This is a genomic window from Streptomyces rishiriensis, from assembly GCF_030815485.1.
Classification (GTDB): Bacteria; Actinomycetota; Actinomycetes; order Streptomycetales; family Streptomycetaceae; genus Streptomyces; species Streptomyces rishiriensis_A.
On the sequence record NZ_JAUSWV010000002.1, the window covers coordinates 2575199 to 2591742 of the forward strand.

A 16544-nucleotide genomic window follows, 5' to 3' on the forward strand; every position below is an offset into this window, starting at 1 on the left:
CCGCACCATTGCGGCCGATGACGGACTTATGCTCAACTCTTCTCCACGAGAACTTCACACTTGGTGCACGACAGTCCGCACCGGACGACCGCACACCACACCGAGGGGGAGGGACAGCCGTCCCATGGCACCGGGTGGGGGTGGACCTCGCTGGGACCGCGAGGTACGCACCGGCGCCGTGGGACGGCTGTCGCATGTCAGCTCGCGGGCGGCGCCTCGACGGAACGACGCCGGCGCAGCGCGTACGTCCCGCCCGCGAGCACCGCCACCGCTCCCGCGGCCCCGCCGAGCGCGCCCCAGCCGTCCGGCCCCGCACCGGCCGACGACGATGTCTCCGCCCCGGCATGCGGCGCCTTTCCCGCGGACGAGCCGCCCGCCCTGGCCCCGCCCTCGCTCAACGCCTCGACCAGCGTCCCCACCGGCCGTGCCGAACCGCCCTGCGCGAAACCCCAGTCGAGCAGCGCGGCCGTCTCCTCGTAGACGGCGTTGTGGCCGCTCTTCGGATGCAGCACGGTGACGACCAGGGTGCGCCCCGCGCGGGTCGCGGCGCCGGTGAAGGTGTTGCCGGCGTTGCTGGTGAAGCCGTTCTTCACACCGATCACGCCCGGGTACGGCGTCACCCCGTAGGCGCCCGACAGCAGCCGGTCGGTGTTCTCGATGCGGAACGTCTTCCCGCCTCCGGCCGGGAACCGGGCGGCCCTGGTGCCGCAGTAGGCGCGGAAGTCGGCGTCACGCAACCCGTGCCGGGCGAAAAGGGTGAGGTCGTAGGCGGAGGACAGCTGACCCTCGTGGTCGTAGCCGTCGGGACTGACGACATGGGTGTCCAGCGCCTGGAGGTCGACCGCTCTCGCCTGCATCTCGGCGACCGTCTTCGCGACCCCGCCGTTCATCCGGGCGAGCACCTGCACGGCGTCGTTGCCCGACCGCAGGAACACGCCCTGCCACAACTGCTCGACGGTGTAGGTGATCCCGGCCCTGACGCCGACGAGGCTGGAGCCGGACGGGATACCGGCCAGGTCCGCGTCGGTCACCAGGTGGCGCTCGGTGCGCTCGAACCGGCCCAGCAGGGTGTCCGCGAACAGCATCTTCAGCGTGGAGGCGGGGGCGACCCGAAGATGCGCGCGGTAGGAGGCGAGCACCTCGCCGCTGTCCTGGTCGGCGAGCAGCCAGGCCCGGGCGGTGAGTTTCCCCGGCACGGCGCCGCCGCCGTTCGCCTGGACGCCGTCGGCGATCAGCCGTGCACCGCCGACCACCACGTCGGACGCGGCGGCGGCCGGTGCCGCGGCGAGCGGTGCGGCGGCCAGGGGCCCGGTGGCCGCGAGGGCCAGCAGGGAGCGCCGGGACAGGCGCGGAGACAGGCGCGGGGACGGGCGCGAGAATGCGTGCACTGCGGGACCGTACAAGGGGATTCGGGGAAAACGGAAATTCTCAGCCAACCGCCGCCACCTGGGAAAAGCCCCTCCACAGCCTAGGAATCAGCTGTCTCAAGGAATTCTGATCCGGCCCTCCGCATTCTCAGTCCTTACACATCTTTTACTCAGGACGACTCAAAGGTTTCTCCCTAGGTTGTGGCCGCGCCCACAGCGGGCGCCAAGAACCTTAGGGAACGGGATGTTTGGCATCTATCTCAAGCGTGAACTGGGCCGGCGCAAGAAGGCCGCCCTGGTCATCGCACTGGGTCTGGCGCTCGGAATCGCGCTGGTCATCACCGTCAACTCGGTGTCGGCCGGCATGACACAGGCTCAGGACAAGGTCCTTCAGTCGTTGTACGGCCTCGGCACCGACATGACCGTCACCAAGGCCCGCACGGCGCCCTCGGCCGACAGCTCCGGCGGCCCCAGATTCGAATTCGACGCGAAGGGCGAGGACGACGACGACACGGAGCAGAGCTCGGACCGTGTCTCGACGCAGGGGGGCCAGGCCCTGAAGGCCGCGCTCGTCACGCAGGTCGCCGATCAGAAGGGCGTGGCGGCCGCGGTCGGCGCCCTCACCCTGAACGTCACCAAGGTCGACGGCTCCTTCACCCAGGGCAAGGCCCAGAGCTCCACCAGCGGAAGCAGCGGCAGCCAGGGCGGCCCCGGCGGCAGCGGCGGCGGGTCCACCGCGGCCCCGCAGGTGCAGGGCGGCGGCGCCTCCTTCGACGTCAACTCGTACTCGGTGGCCGGTGTCGACGTCACCGACCAGGACCTCGGCCCGCTGGCGAGTTCGAAGATCTCCTCGGGCGTGACGTTCACGTCGGCGCAGACCGACGCCAAGGTCGCCGTCGTCAGCAAGTCGTACGCCAAGGAGAACTCGTACAAGGTCGGTTCGACGCTGACGATCTCCAGCACCAAGTACAAGATCATCGGTATCGCCACCCCGGACAGCAGCGACTCCACCACGGACGTCTACCTGCCGCTCAAGCAGGCGCAGACCCTCGCCGACGCGGCGGACCAGGTCACCACCATCTACGTCAAGGCGATCGACTCCCAGCAGATCGACACCGTCAAGGCGACGATCCAGAAGAACATCTCCGGCACGACCGTGACGACCTCCGCCGACCTCGCGGAAACCGTCTCCGGTTCCCTCTCCACCGCCTCCGACCTGGCGACCAGCGTCGGCAAGTGGCTGTCGATCGCCGTCCTCGTCGCCGCGTTCCTGGTCGCCGCGCTGCTCACCTCCTCGGCGGTGTCCCGCCGGGTGCGCGAGTTCGGCACCCTGAAGGCGCTCGGCTGGCCCAGCCGCCGGGTGACCCGGCAGGTCGTCGGCGAGTCCATGGTCAACGGCCTCCTCGGCGGCGCCCTCGGCATCGGCCTGGGCCTGGCGGCCGCGTACACGGTCACCGCGATCAGCCCGAAGCTGACCGCCGAACTCGGCAACACCGGCGGCGGTGGCGGCACGGGCGGCGGACCCGGCGGCGGCGGTCCCGGTCAGCAGTCCGCGTCGAACACGATGGAGATCGCCCTCTCGGCCCCCGTCTCCGTCACCACGATCGCGCTCGCGGTGGGCCTGGCGGTCACCGGCGGTCTGATCGCCGGCGCGATGGGCGGCTGGCGCGCCTCCCGGATGCGCCCGGCGGACGCCCTGCGCAGCGTCTCCTAGACCCGCGCGGACCCGCGTCCGACCAGTCGTCACATCCCGTCACGTTCCGCACGGAGAACACGGAGAACCCGGAGACCTCATGTACACCCTCACCGGCGTCACCAAGCGCTACACGCGCGGCAAGGAGACGGTCGAGGCGCTGCGCGGCATCGACCTCACCATCGCGGACGGCGACCAGCTCGTCATCCAGGGCCCCACGGGCGGCGGCAAGTCGACCCTGCTCCAGATGATCGGCGGCCTCGACCGCCCGTCGGAGGGCAGCGTCGAGCTGGACGGCGTCGACCTCGCGCGCATCAGCGAGGCGAAGCTGACCCGGCTGCGCGCCGAGAAGATCGGCATCATCTTCCAGTCGTTCAACCTCATCCCGACGCTGACCGCGCAGGAGAACGTCGAGACGGCACTCGTCCCGCTCGGGGTGAAGCCCGCGGAGCGGCGCGAGCGCGCCGCGGAGGCCCTGCGCTCGGTCGGCCTGGCCGAGCGCCTCACGCACGCCCCGGCGGAGCTCTCCGGCGGCCAGCAGCAGCGCGTCGCGATCGCCCGCGCGCTGGTCAAGAAGCCGAAGGTGCTGCTCGCCGACGAGCCCACCGGCAACCTCGACGAGGGCATGCGTGACGAGATCATGGAGGTGCTCGAAGGGCTCTGGCACGAATACGGGCTGACGTTCATCATGGTCACCCACGACTCGTCGATCGCCCGCCGGGCCCCGCGCCTGGCCACCATCAAGGCGGGCCGGCTCACCCTCACGGAACAGGTGACCGCCCGCTCCCGGTGAACCACCGCAGCCCGAGGGGCCGTTGACCGCCTGCCCGGCGGTGAACGGCCCCTTCGGCCCGTCCGGGTGCGCCGCTACGCCTGACCGGTCTCGAAACGGGAGATCCGGCCGTCGGCCTCGACCACGAAGCTCCACCGGGTCCGCATCTCGCCCCAGGTGTCGTTGCGGTAGTCCGCGATGAGGGAACGCCCGCCGTCCGACTCCTTGGTGACGTCCATATGGCCGTGGGAGGAGAAGATCTCCCGGTCGGTCCACTGGGCGAGGTCACGGTCGGAGCCGTCGTCCGCCATGGTCGCGTCGGGGGTGAGCAGGCCGCGGAACGCCTCCTCGTCATGGGCGTTGACGGCGGCGACGAAGGCCCGCACGGCCGGGTCGCTGAGTCTGTCGATCTGGATCGCCATACGGGTCACCCTCACACCGCGCTCCGCACCCCGCCACCCGAACGGCGCCCAGGACGGGCCGGACGGGTGTGAGTGGTGCGACGGTGGATACGCGGAAAGGGCCGTTGCTGTTCTCTTTCCCCCTTCTGTTGCCGCTTCCGTTCCGGCTTCTGTTCCCGTTCGTCCGCATCCGCCGTTCTCTGCTCAGGGAGTCACCGTGACCTGTTACGACCGTCGTGATCTGGGACTGCTGCTGCTCCGGCTCGGCACCGGCGGAGTGCTGGCGGCCCACGGCGCGCAGAAACTGTTCGGCTGGTTCGGCGGACACGGCCTGGAGGGGACCGGCCAGTTCATGGAGTCCGTCGGGTACGCCCCCGGCAAGGCCAGCGCGACGGCGGCGGGCCTCGCGGAAGCCGGCGGCGGCACGCTGCTGGCGCTGGGCCTGGCCACCCCGGCGGCGGGCGCGGCGGCGGCCGGCGCGATGGCGGGCGCGTCCGCGGTGCACGTCCCCAACGGCTTCTTCGCGCAGAGCGGCGGCTACGAGCACGCGGCCTCCCTGGGCCTGGCCGCCGCGGGCCTCGCCATCACCGGTCCCGGCCGCCTCTCCCTCGACCACGCCCTCGGCCACACGGTCGACCGCCGCTGGATGGTCCCGGTGGCGCTCAGCGTGACGGCGGCGGTCACGACGGTGGTCGTCGGCATGCGGAACAAGCGGCTGCGCAGCCAGGAGGAGGGCGAGCAGGAGGCCCTGTTCGAGGAGTAGCCCGGCCCCGGATCGGCCCCGGGAGCCGCGCACGGGGGCTGTGGTCACTGTCACTTCAGCAGGCAGGCGCCGGGACGAGCAGCCCTGGGCGCGGGGCCTGACAGGCTGCCTCCATGAGCACCCAGCCCCGGCCCCCGAGGCCCACGCCCACGGAGCCCACCGAGCTGCCCTCCCCTGCCGAGCCCCAGGGCCCCGTCGACCTTATGAGCCCCATCAGCCCCATCAGCCCCAGCGACCCTGCCGGTTCTCCCGATCCCACCGATCTCTGGGCCACCGTCGACGCCCTGTGGACCTGGCTGGACAGCCGCTCGGCGCACCGCGGCCGCGAGGGCCTGCTGCTGCGCGTGCTGAAGCTGTCGGAGGAGGTCGGCGAGGTCGCGCAGGCGGTCATCGGCGCGACCGGCCAGAACCCCCGCAAGGGCGTCAGCCACACGTGGGAGGACGTACAGGCCGAACTGTGCGACGTGGCCATCACGGCGCTGGTCGCGCTGCGCACGCTCACCCCGCAGGCGGAGGCGGTGTTCGCTGAGCATCTGGCGCGCGTGGAAGAACGGTCGGTGGGGCGTGCGGTGGAGCGGTCGGTGGAGCGTGCGGGTGAGGACGGGGCAGGCGTGCGCTGAGCCCGCCCGCCCCCTCTTCCGCGAACCGTCCGACCACCGCTCGCGTCCCTCTGTACGATCACCGCACGCGAGGCGGGGGCCGTAGGCGGAGGGGGCGGGGATGGACGACAACACCGGTGGGCGCAGGGCGTCTTGGCCATGGCGAGTCGCCGCGTCGATCGCCGGGGCCGCCGTGCTGCTCGGCGGCTGCGGTTCCGGGGACGACGGCAAGGCGGCCGATCCGAGCGCCTCGGCCTCCGCCCGGTCGACGGCATCGGCCGCGTCCGGCTCGCCCTCGGTGTCCCCGACGAGTGGTGACGCCCCGCCGCTCACGCCGTTCCAGGCGGACCCCGCCCGGGTGCCCCGCACGAGACAGCAGGCCGAGGCGCTGGCAACGGCGGTAGCGCTGAACCCGCAGGCCTGGGGCGCGGGGTTCCGGGCCCAGCGGCCGGCCGCCAGCACTCCCGGCACCGTCGCCGTGCTCGACGAACAGTGCCGGTGGGAGCGGCGGCCGCTCCCCGGGAGCGTCCTGGCCTCCCTGTCCCGTTACAGCGAGATCCCCGCCACCGCGGACAAGGGTGAGCTGAAGGTGACGGCGGCCGTCACCGTGCACGCCACGGTGCGCGACGCCGACGAGCAGCTGGCCGCCACGCTGGAGGAACCGTTGCGGTGCCGGGAACAGCAGGTCCGCACCGACGAGCGGATAGCGAAACTCATGTCGGCCGCCACTCCGTACGGCCAGGGCAACAACAACTACGCCGACGACCAGGTCGTCGAGATCGGTTCGTATCTCACCGGGGACGCCGAACAGGTCTACCGCTGGTACGTCACGCGGCTCGGCACGGTGACCCTGGCGGTGTCGGTGAAGGGCGCCACGGGCTACTCGAACGGCGAGTTGGACAAGTACGCGTCGAACGCCAACGTCACGATGCTCAACAGCGTGCGGTTCGAGCTCGGAGGAGACAGCTGATGGAACCGCTGCGTTCGTCCGATCCCGCCCGTGTCGCGGAGCACCGTCTGCTCGGGCGGCTCGGCGCCGGAGGCATGGGTGTGGTGTACCTGGCACGGACACCGGCCGGCGCGCTGGTGGCGCTGAAGGTGCTGCTCGCCGAGTACGCCGAGGAGCCGGGCTTCAAGGAGCGGTTCCGCCGTGAGGTCGAGGTCGCCCGGCGGGTCGACAGTCCCTGGGTGGTGCCGCTGGTGGACGCCGAGCCGGACGCCGAGGCGCCGTGGCTGGCGACGGCGTTCGTGCCCGGCCCTTCGCTGGGCGAGGCGGTGGCCGCGTACGGACCCCTGACCGAGGGCGGGCTCCGGCTGCTCGGCGCCCGGCTGGCGGAGGCGCTGGGCGAGGTGCACCGGGCCGGGCTGGTGCACCGGGATCTGAAGCCGGGCAATGTCCTGGTCGCCCATGACGGGCCGCGGCTCATCGACTTCGGCATCGCCCGCGCACCGGAGGACAGGACGCTCACCGAGACCGGGATGGTGGTCGGCACGCCCGGCTATCTGTCGCCCGAGCAGGCGGAGGGGCGCAGCGGGGACGGCATCGGCCCGGCGAGCGACGTGTTCTCCCTCGGCTGTGTCCTGGCGTTCGCGGCGACCGGCCGGGCGCCGTTCGGCAGCGGAGCGGTCGACGCCCTGCTGTACCGGGCCGTGCACGATCCGGCGGACCTCGACGGGGTGCCCGCGGGCCTGCTCGACGTGCTGGGCCGCTGCCTGGAGAAGGATCCGGCCCGGCGCCCGGACGCCGAGGAACTGGTGCGGGAACTGACGGCGGACGACGCTCCGTCGGACGGGGAGGTGGCCGACTGGCTGCCCGAGCCGGTCACCCGGCTGATCGCCGAGCGCTCGGCCGCCGCGCTCGCGCTGCCGGACATCGAGCACACGCTGGCGCCGTCCGACGCGCCGTCCGATACCGGCCCGGCGGAGCCCGACCCCCACGAGACGTCCGGGCCGGCGGAGCCACAGGACGCCCGTCCGGCCGGCCGGCGCCGTTTCCTGCTGCTCGCCGGTGGGGCCGGGGTACTGGCGGCGGGCGGCGGCGGTGCCTGGTGGGCGGCCGCCCGGGACGACGGTTCGGGCGGCGGCACCCCGGCCGCCGCCGCGTCCTCGCGCCGCCCGGTGCACACCATCGCGCTGCACGGCGACCTCAGCGGCCCGCACCGTGACATCGGCAGGGCCCAGGAACGCGGACTACGGCTGGCCGTCGCGGAGTTCAACGCGCGCGGCGACGCCCCCTTCACCGTCAAGGTCAGGGCCGGCGACGACGGAGGCGATCCGACGACCTCGGCCCGGCTCGCCGCGGAACTCACGAACGATCCGGCGGTCCTCGCCGTGGTCGGTCCGACCACCGACGCCACCGGGCAGACAGCGCTGTCGAAATACGACGCCGGTCTGCTGCCGGTCGTCGGCGTGTCCCCCGGCACGACCACCCTGTCCATCCAGGGCTTCCGCTCGTTCCTGCACGCGCGGCTGCCCGACGCGGTGCTGTCCTTCTACGTCGGCAACTACCTGCGCGGCATCGCGCGGTCGCGCAAGGTCGGCGTCGTCGTCGACCGCCCGGCCGGAAACTACGGTACGGACATGGGCAGTGCTCTCAGCAACTCGCTCGGCGACGTCGGACAGCCGTCCGTACCGGAAGTGGTCAGCGCGATGCGCCGCGACTTCGGCAGCGCGGTGCAGGCGGTGCTCTCGGCCGGCGCCGACTCCGTGTTCTTCGCCGGCCTGCCCGACCGGGGCGCGTTGATCGCCGCGACGCTGCGGGAGCGCGCCTTCCAGGGGGCGCGCGTGTCCGGCCCGGCACTGCTCGACGGCCGGTTCCTGACGCAGGCTCAGGAGGCGGCCGAGGGTTGGGTGATGGTGGCCCCGGTCATCGACGCCGACCGCAAGCCCGAGGCGAAGAAGTTCGCCGCCGCCTACCGCGAGCGTTTCAGGGAAGCGCCGCCCCGGTACGCGGCGGAGGCCTACGACGTGACCGGGATGCTGCTCACGGCCCTGTCGAAACTGCCGTCGAAGAGCCGTACCCGGGAGAACCTGCTGACGGCCGTGCGGGACGGGAAGTACCAGGGCATCACGAAATCGTTCGCCTTCCAGAAGAAGACCGGCATGATCGTCATCGACGGCACCGGCGGCTACCTCTGGCGGGTGGAGCAGGGCGACTTCGTGTACGGCGGTCCCGCTCCGCTCACCGTCTGATGGAGCCGCTGCGGACCGGCGACCCGTCCCGGATCGGCCGCTACCGTCTGCTGCGGCGGCTGGGCGCCGGCGGCATGGGCGTGGTCTTTTTGGCACGCGCGCCGGGCGGAGCGATCGCCGCGGTGAAGACGGTCCGTTCCTCGTACGCCGACGAGAGGGGCTTCCGGAGCCGCTTCCGCCGCGAGATCGAGGCCGCCCGGCAGGTGCGCAGCCCGTGGGTGGTCCCGTTGCTGGACGCGGACGCCGACGCGGAGACACCGTGGCTGGCGACCTCGTACGTCCCGGGGCCCTCGCTCGCCGAGGCGGTGGACGCCTTCGGGCCGCTGTCGCTCGCCTCCGTGCGGGTGCTGGGCGTGCGGCTCGCCGAGGCGCTCGAGGCGGTGCACGGGGCTGGTCTCGTGCACCGCGACGTGAAGCCGGGGAACGTCCTGCTGGCCCCCGACGGACCACGGCTCATCGACTTCGGTATCGCCCGCGCGCCGGAGGCCACCGCGCTCACCTCCAGCGGCGTGATCGTCGGCTCGCCCGGTTTCCTGTCGCCCGAGCAGGCGCGGGCGGGGGCCACCCGGATCGGCCCGCCCAGCGATGTGTTCTCGCTGGGGTGCGTACTGGCGTTCGCGGCGACCGGGGTGCGGCCGTTCGGTGGTGGTGCGGCGGCCGGCATGCTGCTGCGCACGGTCTACGAGGAACCGGATCCGGCGGCGCTCCCGGACGGCCTGACGCCCCTGCTGAGAGCCTGCCTGCACAAGGATCCGCCCGGCCGGCCGAGCTTGGCGCGACTTCGCGAGACGCTCGCGGAAGGAGCGGAAACCGGTTCCGCCGGACGGTCGGACTGGCTGCCCGCGCCGGTCACCCGGTTGATCAACGACCGGTCCGCCGCCGTGCTCGCCATCGGGACGATCGAGCCGACCCAGGTGCCCTCGGCCGTGCCGACGGACGCGCTGTCACCGCAGCCCCCGACGCTGACGGCCGTCACGCCGGTCCGGCCCCCCGCACGCGCCGTCGGCCGCCGCGGCTTCCTGCGCCTGGGCTCGACGGCCGGGGTCCTGGCGGCGGGCGGTGGCGGGGCCTGGTGGTGGAACACCCGTCCGAAGCCGGAGGCGTCCTCGGGGTCCGGGACCGGCCGTCCACGCCCCGAACTGGTCGTGGCGTTCCACGGCGATCTGACCGGCGCCCACCAGAAGCTCGGCAACACCCAGCTCAACGGGGCACGGCTGGCCGTCGAACAGTTCAACGCCGAAGCCGGTCCCCTCTTCCGGCTGAAGCTGCGCACGTACGACGACGGCGGTGACCCGAAACGGGCCGCCGAGCTGGCCGGCCGGCTGACGAAGGACGCCGACGTGCTCGCCGTGCTGGGACCCACCACCGACGCCTGTTTCCTCGCGACCGACGTCACGTACACCACGGCCGTGATGCCGGTGGTGTCCGTCTCGGTGGGTGACAACACCGACAATTCGGTGGACATGAACCTCTTCCGCTGCCATGCGGCGCTGCGCGTCACGGACGGGCTCCTCGCCACCCCCTGCGTCAGCTACCTCGCCAAGCACGTCGACGCCCGCAGAACGCTCCTGGTGGACGACCAGGCACAGGGGGGCTTCGCCTGGGGTCTGTGCGACCAGACCGAGCGGGTACTGCGGCGGAACGGCCGGGACGTCACGGTGACCCGTGTCGCCGCCGGGAGGGTCGACTACGCGTCGCTCGCCGCCGAGGTGACGTCCGCCCACGCGGACGCCGTCCTCTTCACCGGCGACGCGACCCGGGCGGCCGGATTCGCGTCGGCCCTGAGCGGCGCCCGGTTCACCGGCACCCGCATGGCGACGGAACGCGCCTTCGACCCACGGTTCCTCACGTCGGCCGGCGCCGCCGCGACCGACTGGGTCTTCGTCACCGGTTTCACCGACCCGACGGCCCGCCCCTCCGCACGCGCTTTCACCGCGGCCTACCGGACGCGCTTCGGCGCCGCCCCCGGCTGGTACGCGGCGGAGGCCTACGACGCCGTGATGTTCCTGACCAAGGCCTGCGTCAAGGACGGCTCACCCCTGTCGGAACGCGGCGCGATCGCCCGCCGACTGCCCGAGGTGACGTACTCCGGCATCACCCGAACCGTGCAGTACAAACAGAGCTACGGCTACAACCACGACGCGATGTTCCTGTTCCGCGCGACGGGGGGCGCGTTCCGGTACCTGGGGCAGTATCAGGAGGCGGCGGTGTCGTGAGACACAGGGGCCTCGATCTGTGTGACCGCACGAATCCCCCTGCGCGGCAGGAACGAGAGGCGAAGAACCCGAGAGCTGGAAGCGAGAGAACCAGAAGGTAGGGCCCGCAGGGGCACCGCGTCGAGAGGCTGACGGCCCGGGCGGACGTCCCGGGCCGCCTTACGGACCCTGCCCGGTCAAGTCGTCCAAGAGCATGGCGGGTGCGGGGTTTCCGGGGCGTCGCCGAGCGGCAGCGCCGGACCCGTACGCGGGGAGGTTTCCCAGGCGACTTCGGGGGGGCGCGGGAGCGGTTCCCGCGCCGCCGGGTGTACCCGTGCCTGGCACCAGCCGGTCCGGAACCAGCTGGTGGATTCGGGCTGGGCCGCGACGTGCCGAGCCGTAGACTTCGGCGGCGAACGCCGACGACGTCCGGCCGTTGCGCGCTCTCGGGGGAGGAATCACATGCAGGACCTTTCGGACTCGATGGAGATCGCCGAGCCTGAGGAGGACGGCCGGAGCGATACCGCCGACTCACCTGCTGTCGACGATCCGACACCCGACTCCGACATCGACTCGACGACGGTATCGACGGTCCTGGTGGAGGTGCTTCCAGGGGTGGCTGTCGTCTGCGGTGAGGTTCCGGCGGAACTCAAGGCCGATCTGCTCGACTTCGGGATCGTGCCGGCTGCCGACCGCAGTCAGATTTCCGCTGTCCTCGCCTCGATCGGGAACACGGCGACCGTGGCCGGCAACCTCGGAAACGCATTCGCCAGTGTGCAGGGGCTCTACAGGCTCGGCGCCGGGACACAGGCCTGGCTGAACGCCGGCGCAGCGCTCGCCGTGAAGGACGGCGCGAACCTCGGAGCGGTGTTCTTCGGCGGAAAAGTAGTCCATCAGGCCCGCCTCCTCCCCGTGGCCGCGGTGAGCACGGCACAGACCGCGGCCTCTATCGGGCCGGCACTGGCCATGGTCGGCCTTCAGATGCAGCTGAGCGAGGTCACCGGCCTCGTCAAGACGAACATCGCGCTGACACACCAGGTACTCGCAGGCATCCGCAACGAGCAGTGGACCGAACTGACGGGGCTCGTCACCACCATCGATCGCGCGGTCGGCCAGGCGCGGGAGGTCGAATCGGTCCCCACCTCCCTGTGGGACAACGTCGCGGGTAGTGAGGCGTCGCTGCGTAAGCAGCTTGAGCTGTACCGGCTGAACGTCCGTGGTCACGTCGGACAGATCGATGGGGCCGACGCGAGTCGCCGCCGTGAGTATCTGCAGACGAACGCCGAGGCAATCGTCTTCGACGCCAACGCCCTCCTGTCCTCCGTCAAGGCGTGGACCGGGTATCAGGCGCTTCGCGCCGGGAGGGCGAGAACCGCTGGACGCGAAGACGCTGACGAGGCACGGCTGGTCGACGTCATCGCGCGCGACACCCGCGCGGAGTTCGACTCCGCTCTCGCCGAGACGACGAGTCTCGTAGGAGCGCTGACGCGGGAGCTGCGGATCATCGCCGAGCTTCCAGGACCCGACGCATGGCCGCTGCCGGGGAAGCGGAAGGACGTGAAGGCAGCTCGCGACATCTCCGCCCGTCTTCTGGAGGCGATCGCGCCGCTTGCCGACGCCCTCCATCCGCCGGCCCCTCCGCTCGATGCTCCGGGCGTGGTCTGCGCACCCACATCGCTGGATCCCAAGCCGTACCTTCGCATCCTGCAATGGTTCCTCGATGACGGTGAGACCGTACGTGTCCTCGGCTTCCCCGACCAGCTCGATGCCCTTGGCCCGATTTCTGCGATCGTCGGCGGAGCGAAGGAGAAGTTGGCGGCAGCGCGGGACAAGGCCGCGGCGAAGACACTGGTCGCCGTCACGGATCGCCGCGTCATCACGGCCAGGACGAACGCGTTCCTCGAGCAAGGCGAGATCCGTCAAGTCATCCCACTCGACCAAGTGCGATACGTCCGAGCAGCGACCACACAGGACAAGAACGCGCGCTTGGCGATCGACCTCATCACGCGCGAGGAGAACATCCGGTGGCTCTTCCACTCTGACATCGAGAACGCTCAAGTGAACGCGCTCGCCGCCGTGCTCGCCGAGTCGATGGCGATCCCTGACGTGGAACGCGATGAACTTCAGCGGCGGCGCATGGTCCCCATCGAAGCGGGCGAGAGGGACGAGAGCACCGACACGAGATCTACGGAACCGACCAGGCCCGAGGCCACGACCCACCATGCCGAGTAGGCCACGCGCCAATTGACCGTGCGGTCGGTGGAACGTTGGCGGCTCGACCCCGACTTACCGCTCCACCGTCACCAGGCTTGGCTGCGTTGACGCCCGCCGGCACACACTGGTGGCGCTTCCGCGGAGCAGAGGCCATTCCGAGGCAAAGCCGCAGGTGGCGGCAGACGAGTCGGGCTGTACGCCGGGTTCTGTCGCCCGGTCGCCTCGCGGCGGCCGGGGAGACGGCCATCCATCTAGGGCCGGCGTTGCCGCCGGCCTCGTGCGGTCTACCCGCGGACTCGGGCGGGCAGCCCTCGAACGTCCGCGCAGAGCCGCCTGTTACAGCGGCTCCTTTTGACCTTGCTCCAGGTGGGGTTTACCTAGCTGCCCAGGTCACCCTGGGCACTGGTGGTCTCTTACACCACCGTTTCACCCTTACCGGGGACCGAGGTCCCCGGCGGTCTGTTTTCTGTGGCACTGTCCCGCGGGTCACCCCGGGTGGCCGTTAGCCATCACCTTGCCCTGTGGAGCCCGGACGTTCCTCGGGAAGTCCCGTGAGGGACTCCACGCGGCCGTCCGCCCGGCTCGTCTGCCGTGCCGACCATGCTACCGGGCGCGGACGCCGTCCCGTTCCGGCAGCCGGTCCCGCGGCCGTCGCCAGCACCGAGCCCGCGAGGATCAGCGTGAAGGCGGCCAGGACGCCGACGGTGAGGCGTTCGTCCAGGAACAACGCGCCCGCCGCCACCGCGACCGCCGGATTGACGTACGTGATGACCGTCGAGCGGGTCGGGCCGATCTCCTTGATCAGCTCCAGGAACGCCACGAAGGCGACGGCCGTGCAGACGACCCCCAGAACCGCCAGCGCCGCAAGGACAGAAACGCTGGGTGTCTCCGCCGGCCAGGTCGCGACGGCCGCCGGTGCGTAGACGAGCGCCGCCAGGGTCAGGCAGGGGACGATGAGGTGGAGGGTGGGGACGTCCTTGAGGCGGCGGGCCGCGATCAGCGGGGCCGTCGCGTAGCCGACGACCGTCAGGAGCACCTCGCCCAGGGACTTCGCGTCGCCGCCCGTCAGATGCGGGACGGTCAGGACGGCCACTCCGGCGAGGCCGACGGCCAGGCCCGCCATCCGCCGTACGCCCAGCACCTCCGTGTCGCCGAGGAAGCGGGCCGCCAGTACGCCGACGATCGGGACGCCCGCGACCAGCAGGCCCGCGGTGGAGCTGGAGAGGTGCCGTTCGGCGTCCGTGAGGGTGAACCAGGGGCCGATGATCTCGATGACGGCGAAGGCCAGCATGGGCTTCCAGTGCGCCCGTACCGTCCGGGTCAGGCCCCGTTGCCGCAGCGCGAAGGGGAGCAGGAGGGCCGCGCCCAGCGCACATCGGGTGAACACGACCATGGACGGGGAGAGGTCCTCCACCGCCACCTTGATCATCAGGTAGGGGATGCCCCAGACCACTCCCATCAGGGAGAACAGGAACCAGCCGCGTGCAGTCATACGGAGAGTGTCGGCCGGGCCCCGGTCAGGTGTCTTGAACGCTGTTGCGGTACGCGGCCGGGGTCACGCCCAGCACGCGGCGGAACCAGCGGGTGAGATGCGCCTGGTCCGCGAAGCCGACGAGGCCCGCGACCTCCGCGGGACGCAGCCCCGACTCCAGCAGGCGCCGGGCCCGGGCCACCCGGTGCTGGGCCAGCCATGCGTACGGCGGCATGCCCGTCGTCGTACGGAAGGCGCGCAGGAGCTGGTAGCGGGACAGTCCGAGGTCCGCCGCGAGGTCGGCGAGGGAGGGCGGGGCGAGGAGTTCGTCGGCGAGACGGGTGCGGACGGCTTCGGTGAGGTGTTCGGCGCCGGGGATCGTGTCGCACACGGGACGGGCCGTGGAGTGGCGTCGGGCCAGGGCCGTCAGCAGCCAGGGGAAGCGGGACTCGGCCTCCAGAGGGTCCGGGCAGGCGGCCAGTTCCGTGTGCGTCCGGCGCAGGGCGGCGGCCAGTTCGGGGTCGTCGAGGAGGGGCTCACGGAAGTGCGGCACACCCCCGAGGGTTCCCTCGGTGAGAAGGGCCGGGCCGGCGTAGAGGGCGCGGTAGGCGTAGCCGTCGGTGTCGTTGCCCGGGCCGCCGGTGTGCGTCTCGCCGGGGGCCAGGACGACGATGGAGCCGGGGCCGGTCCGGATGTGGCCGCCGCGGTAGGCGATGATCTCCGAGCCGCCCACGCAGACCCCGACGGTGAACTCCTCGTGCGCGTGCGGGGCGTAGACGTGCCGGTCGAAGCGCGCGGTGAGGAGGTCGAGGGGCGGGCCGCACCGCCCCAGCCGGGCTCTGGTCCACAACGCCTGCTCACGGCTTTCATGGCCCTTCCCACGACTCACTCGCAACCCCCATGTGACTCCCGCGCGACGCCCGCGCGTCCCCCGTACGTGCTCCCACGCGTGCAACGCCTTCAGGTCCCGATTCATGCCGGAGCGCGGGCGCGCACCTCGGGCGGGCCCTCTCGTGGCACGTCGTACGCTGTCGCAGCAGAGCTCTATTGAAGGAGATTTCCCGTGCTTGTCCTGCTGCCGCCCTCCGAAGGCAAGGCGTCCTCCCGGCGTGGCGCCCCGCTCAAGCCGGAGGCGCTCTCCCTGCCGGGACTCGGCGCCGCCCGCGAGGCCGTCCTCGACGAGCTGGCCGAACTGTGCGCGGCCGACGAGGACAAGGCGCGCGAGGTGCTCGGGTTGAGCGAGGGGCTGCGTGGCGAGATCGCGAAGAACACGGAGCTGCGCACGGCGGGAGCCCGGCCCGCCGGGGAGGTCTACACGGGCGTCCTGTACGACGCTCTCGGCCTGGCCACACTCGACGCGGCTGCCAAGAGGCGCGCGGCCCGGTCGCTCCTCGTCTTCTCGGGGCTGTGGGGTGCCGTCCGGGTGACGGACCGAATCCCGTCCTACCGCTGCTCGATGGGTGTGCGGCTGCCCGGGCTGGGTGCGCTGGGCGCGTACTGGCGGGCCCCGATGGCGTCCGTGCTGCCCGAGGCGGCCGGGAACGGGCTGGTACTCGACCTGCGGTCGGCTGCGTACGCGGCGCCCTGGAAGCCGAAGGGTGAGGTCGCGGGGCGGACGGCGAGCGTGCGGGTACTGCACGCGCCGACCCGGAAGGTCGTCAGCCACTTCAACAAGGCGACCAAGGGGCGGATCGTGAGGAGCCTGCTGACGGCGGGGATCTCCCCCGCGGGTCCCGCCGAGCTGGTGGAGGCGCTGCGGGACCTCGGGTACGTGGTGGAGGAGAAGGCGCCCGCGAAGGCGAAGGCCGGGACGGTCGCCTGGACCCTGGACGTGCTGGTGGACGAGGTGCACTGAGCCACCCACCTCGAGAGTCGTT

At 71.8% G+C, this 16544-nt stretch carries 12 protein-coding genes, 1 other RNA gene and 1 pseudogene; 9 read left to right on the forward strand and 5 right to left on the reverse strand.

The window, feature by feature from the left end; all coding sequences use genetic code 11:
• Window positions 1-197: 197 nt before the first annotated feature.
• On the reverse strand, window positions 198-1388 hold the full coding sequence (locus QF030_RS13975) for a D-alanyl-D-alanine carboxypeptidase family protein (protein WP_307162993.1): 1191 nt from the start codon (window positions 1386-1388) through the stop codon (window positions 198-200).
• A gap of 223 nt (window positions 1389-1611) precedes the next feature.
• Here QF030_RS13975 and QF030_RS13980 point away from each other — a divergent pair, with 223 nt between their 5' ends.
• Together QF030_RS13980 and QF030_RS13985 are read left to right on the forward strand one after the other, a co-directional pair.
• A complete protein-coding gene (locus QF030_RS13980; protein WP_307162994.1) occupies window positions 1612-3081 on the forward strand; it encodes an ABC transporter permease in 1470 nt (489 codons plus the stop codon).
• 79 nt (window positions 3082-3160) lie between these two features.
• Window positions 3161-3853: an ABC transporter ATP-binding protein gene (locus tag QF030_RS13985; RefSeq protein WP_307162995.1), complete on the forward strand. Its 693-nt coding sequence runs from the start codon at window positions 3161-3163 to the stop codon at window positions 3851-3853.
• Window positions 3854-3927: 74 nt separating this feature from the next.
• Here the strand turns inward: QF030_RS13985 and QF030_RS13990 are convergent, their stop codons facing one another.
• Complete coding sequence (locus tag QF030_RS13990; protein ID WP_307162996.1) at window positions 3928-4254, reverse strand: nuclear transport factor 2 family protein; 327 nt, start codon at window positions 4252-4254, stop codon at window positions 3928-3930.
• Between the two features lie 196 nt (window positions 4255-4450).
• Between QF030_RS13990 and QF030_RS13995 the strand changes: the two genes are divergently transcribed.
• From QF030_RS13995 to QF030_RS14020, 6 genes are all read left to right on the forward strand, one after another.
• The gene (locus tag QF030_RS13995; protein WP_307162997.1) at window positions 4451-4996 is read left to right on the forward strand and encodes a DoxX family membrane protein; all 546 of its coding nucleotides are present in this window, start codon (window positions 4451-4453) and stop codon (window positions 4994-4996) included.
• A 203-nt stretch (window positions 4997-5199) separates the two neighbouring features.
• Complete coding sequence (locus QF030_RS14000) at window positions 5200-5616, forward strand: MazG-like family protein (protein WP_307167565.1); 417 nt, start codon at window positions 5200-5202, stop codon at window positions 5614-5616.
• Between the two features lie 100 nt (window positions 5617-5716).
• Complete coding sequence (locus tag QF030_RS14005) at window positions 5717-6565, forward strand: hypothetical protein (protein ID WP_307162998.1); 849 nt, start codon at window positions 5717-5719, stop codon at window positions 6563-6565.
• Window positions 6565-8787, forward strand: a complete 2223-nt coding sequence (locus tag QF030_RS14010; RefSeq protein WP_307162999.1) for a bifunctional serine/threonine-protein kinase/ABC transporter substrate-binding protein — start codon at window positions 6565-6567, stop codon at window positions 8785-8787. The genes QF030_RS14005 and QF030_RS14010 overlap by 1 nt, the downstream gene beginning before the upstream one ends.
• Window positions 8787-11003: a bifunctional serine/threonine-protein kinase/ABC transporter substrate-binding protein gene (locus QF030_RS14015; RefSeq protein ID WP_307163000.1), complete on the forward strand. Its 2217-nt coding sequence runs from the start codon at window positions 8787-8789 to the stop codon at window positions 11001-11003. The genes QF030_RS14010 and QF030_RS14015 overlap by 1 nt, the downstream gene beginning before the upstream one ends.
• A gap of 441 nt (window positions 11004-11444) precedes the next feature.
• Complete coding sequence (locus QF030_RS14020) at window positions 11445-13214, forward strand: hypothetical protein (protein ID WP_307163001.1); 1770 nt, start codon at window positions 11445-11447, stop codon at window positions 13212-13214.
• A gap of 161 nt (window positions 13215-13375) precedes the next feature.
• Here QF030_RS14020 and rnpB read toward each other — a convergent pair.
• From rnpB to QF030_RS14035, 3 genes and pseudogenes are all read right to left on the reverse strand, one after another.
• Window positions 13376-13781, reverse strand: an RNA gene (gene rnpB, locus QF030_RS14025) — RNase P RNA component class A.
• A 127-nt stretch (window positions 13782-13908) separates the two neighbouring features.
• Window positions 13909-14688, reverse strand: a pseudogene (locus QF030_RS40575) (DMT family transporter); the annotation flags it as partial.
• A gap of 25 nt (window positions 14689-14713) precedes the next feature.
• A complete protein-coding gene (locus QF030_RS14035; protein ID WP_307163003.1) occupies window positions 14714-15556 on the reverse strand; it encodes a helix-turn-helix domain-containing protein in 843 nt (280 codons plus the stop codon).
• Between the two features lie 174 nt (window positions 15557-15730).
• Between QF030_RS14035 and yaaA the strand changes: the two genes are divergently transcribed.
• A complete protein-coding gene (gene yaaA, locus QF030_RS14040) occupies window positions 15731-16522 on the forward strand; it encodes a peroxide stress protein YaaA (protein ID WP_307163004.1) in 792 nt (263 codons plus the stop codon).
• Window positions 16523-16544: the final 22 nt, after the last annotated feature.

Bases quoted from the DNA above. Each gene is read 5' to 3' on its own strand.
- QF030_RS13990 (WP_307162996.1), bottom strand. From the start codon at position 4,254: ATGGCGATCCAGATCGACAGACTCAGCGACCCGGCCGTGCGGGCCTTC.
- QF030_RS14015 (WP_307163000.1), top strand. From the start codon at position 8,787: ATGGAGCCGCTGCGGACCGGCGACCCGTCCCGGATCGGCCGCTACCGT.
- QF030_RS14005 (WP_307162998.1), top strand. From the start codon at position 5,717: ATGGACGACAACACCGGTGGGCGCAGGGCGTCTTGGCCATGGCGAGTC.
- QF030_RS14000 (WP_307167565.1), top strand. From the start codon at position 5,200: ATGAGCCCCATCAGCCCCATCAGCCCCAGCGACCCTGCCGGTTCTCCC.
- QF030_RS14010 (WP_307162999.1), top strand. From the start codon at position 6,565: ATGGAACCGCTGCGTTCGTCCGATCCCGCCCGTGTCGCGGAGCACCGT.
- QF030_RS14020 (WP_307163001.1), top strand. From the start codon at position 11,445: ATGCAGGACCTTTCGGACTCGATGGAGATCGCCGAGCCTGAGGAGGAC.
- QF030_RS13985 (WP_307162995.1), top strand. From the start codon at position 3,161: ATGTACACCCTCACCGGCGTCACCAAGCGCTACACGCGCGGCAAGGAG.
- QF030_RS13980 (WP_307162994.1), top strand. From the start codon at position 1,612: ATGTTTGGCATCTATCTCAAGCGTGAACTGGGCCGGCGCAAGAAGGCC.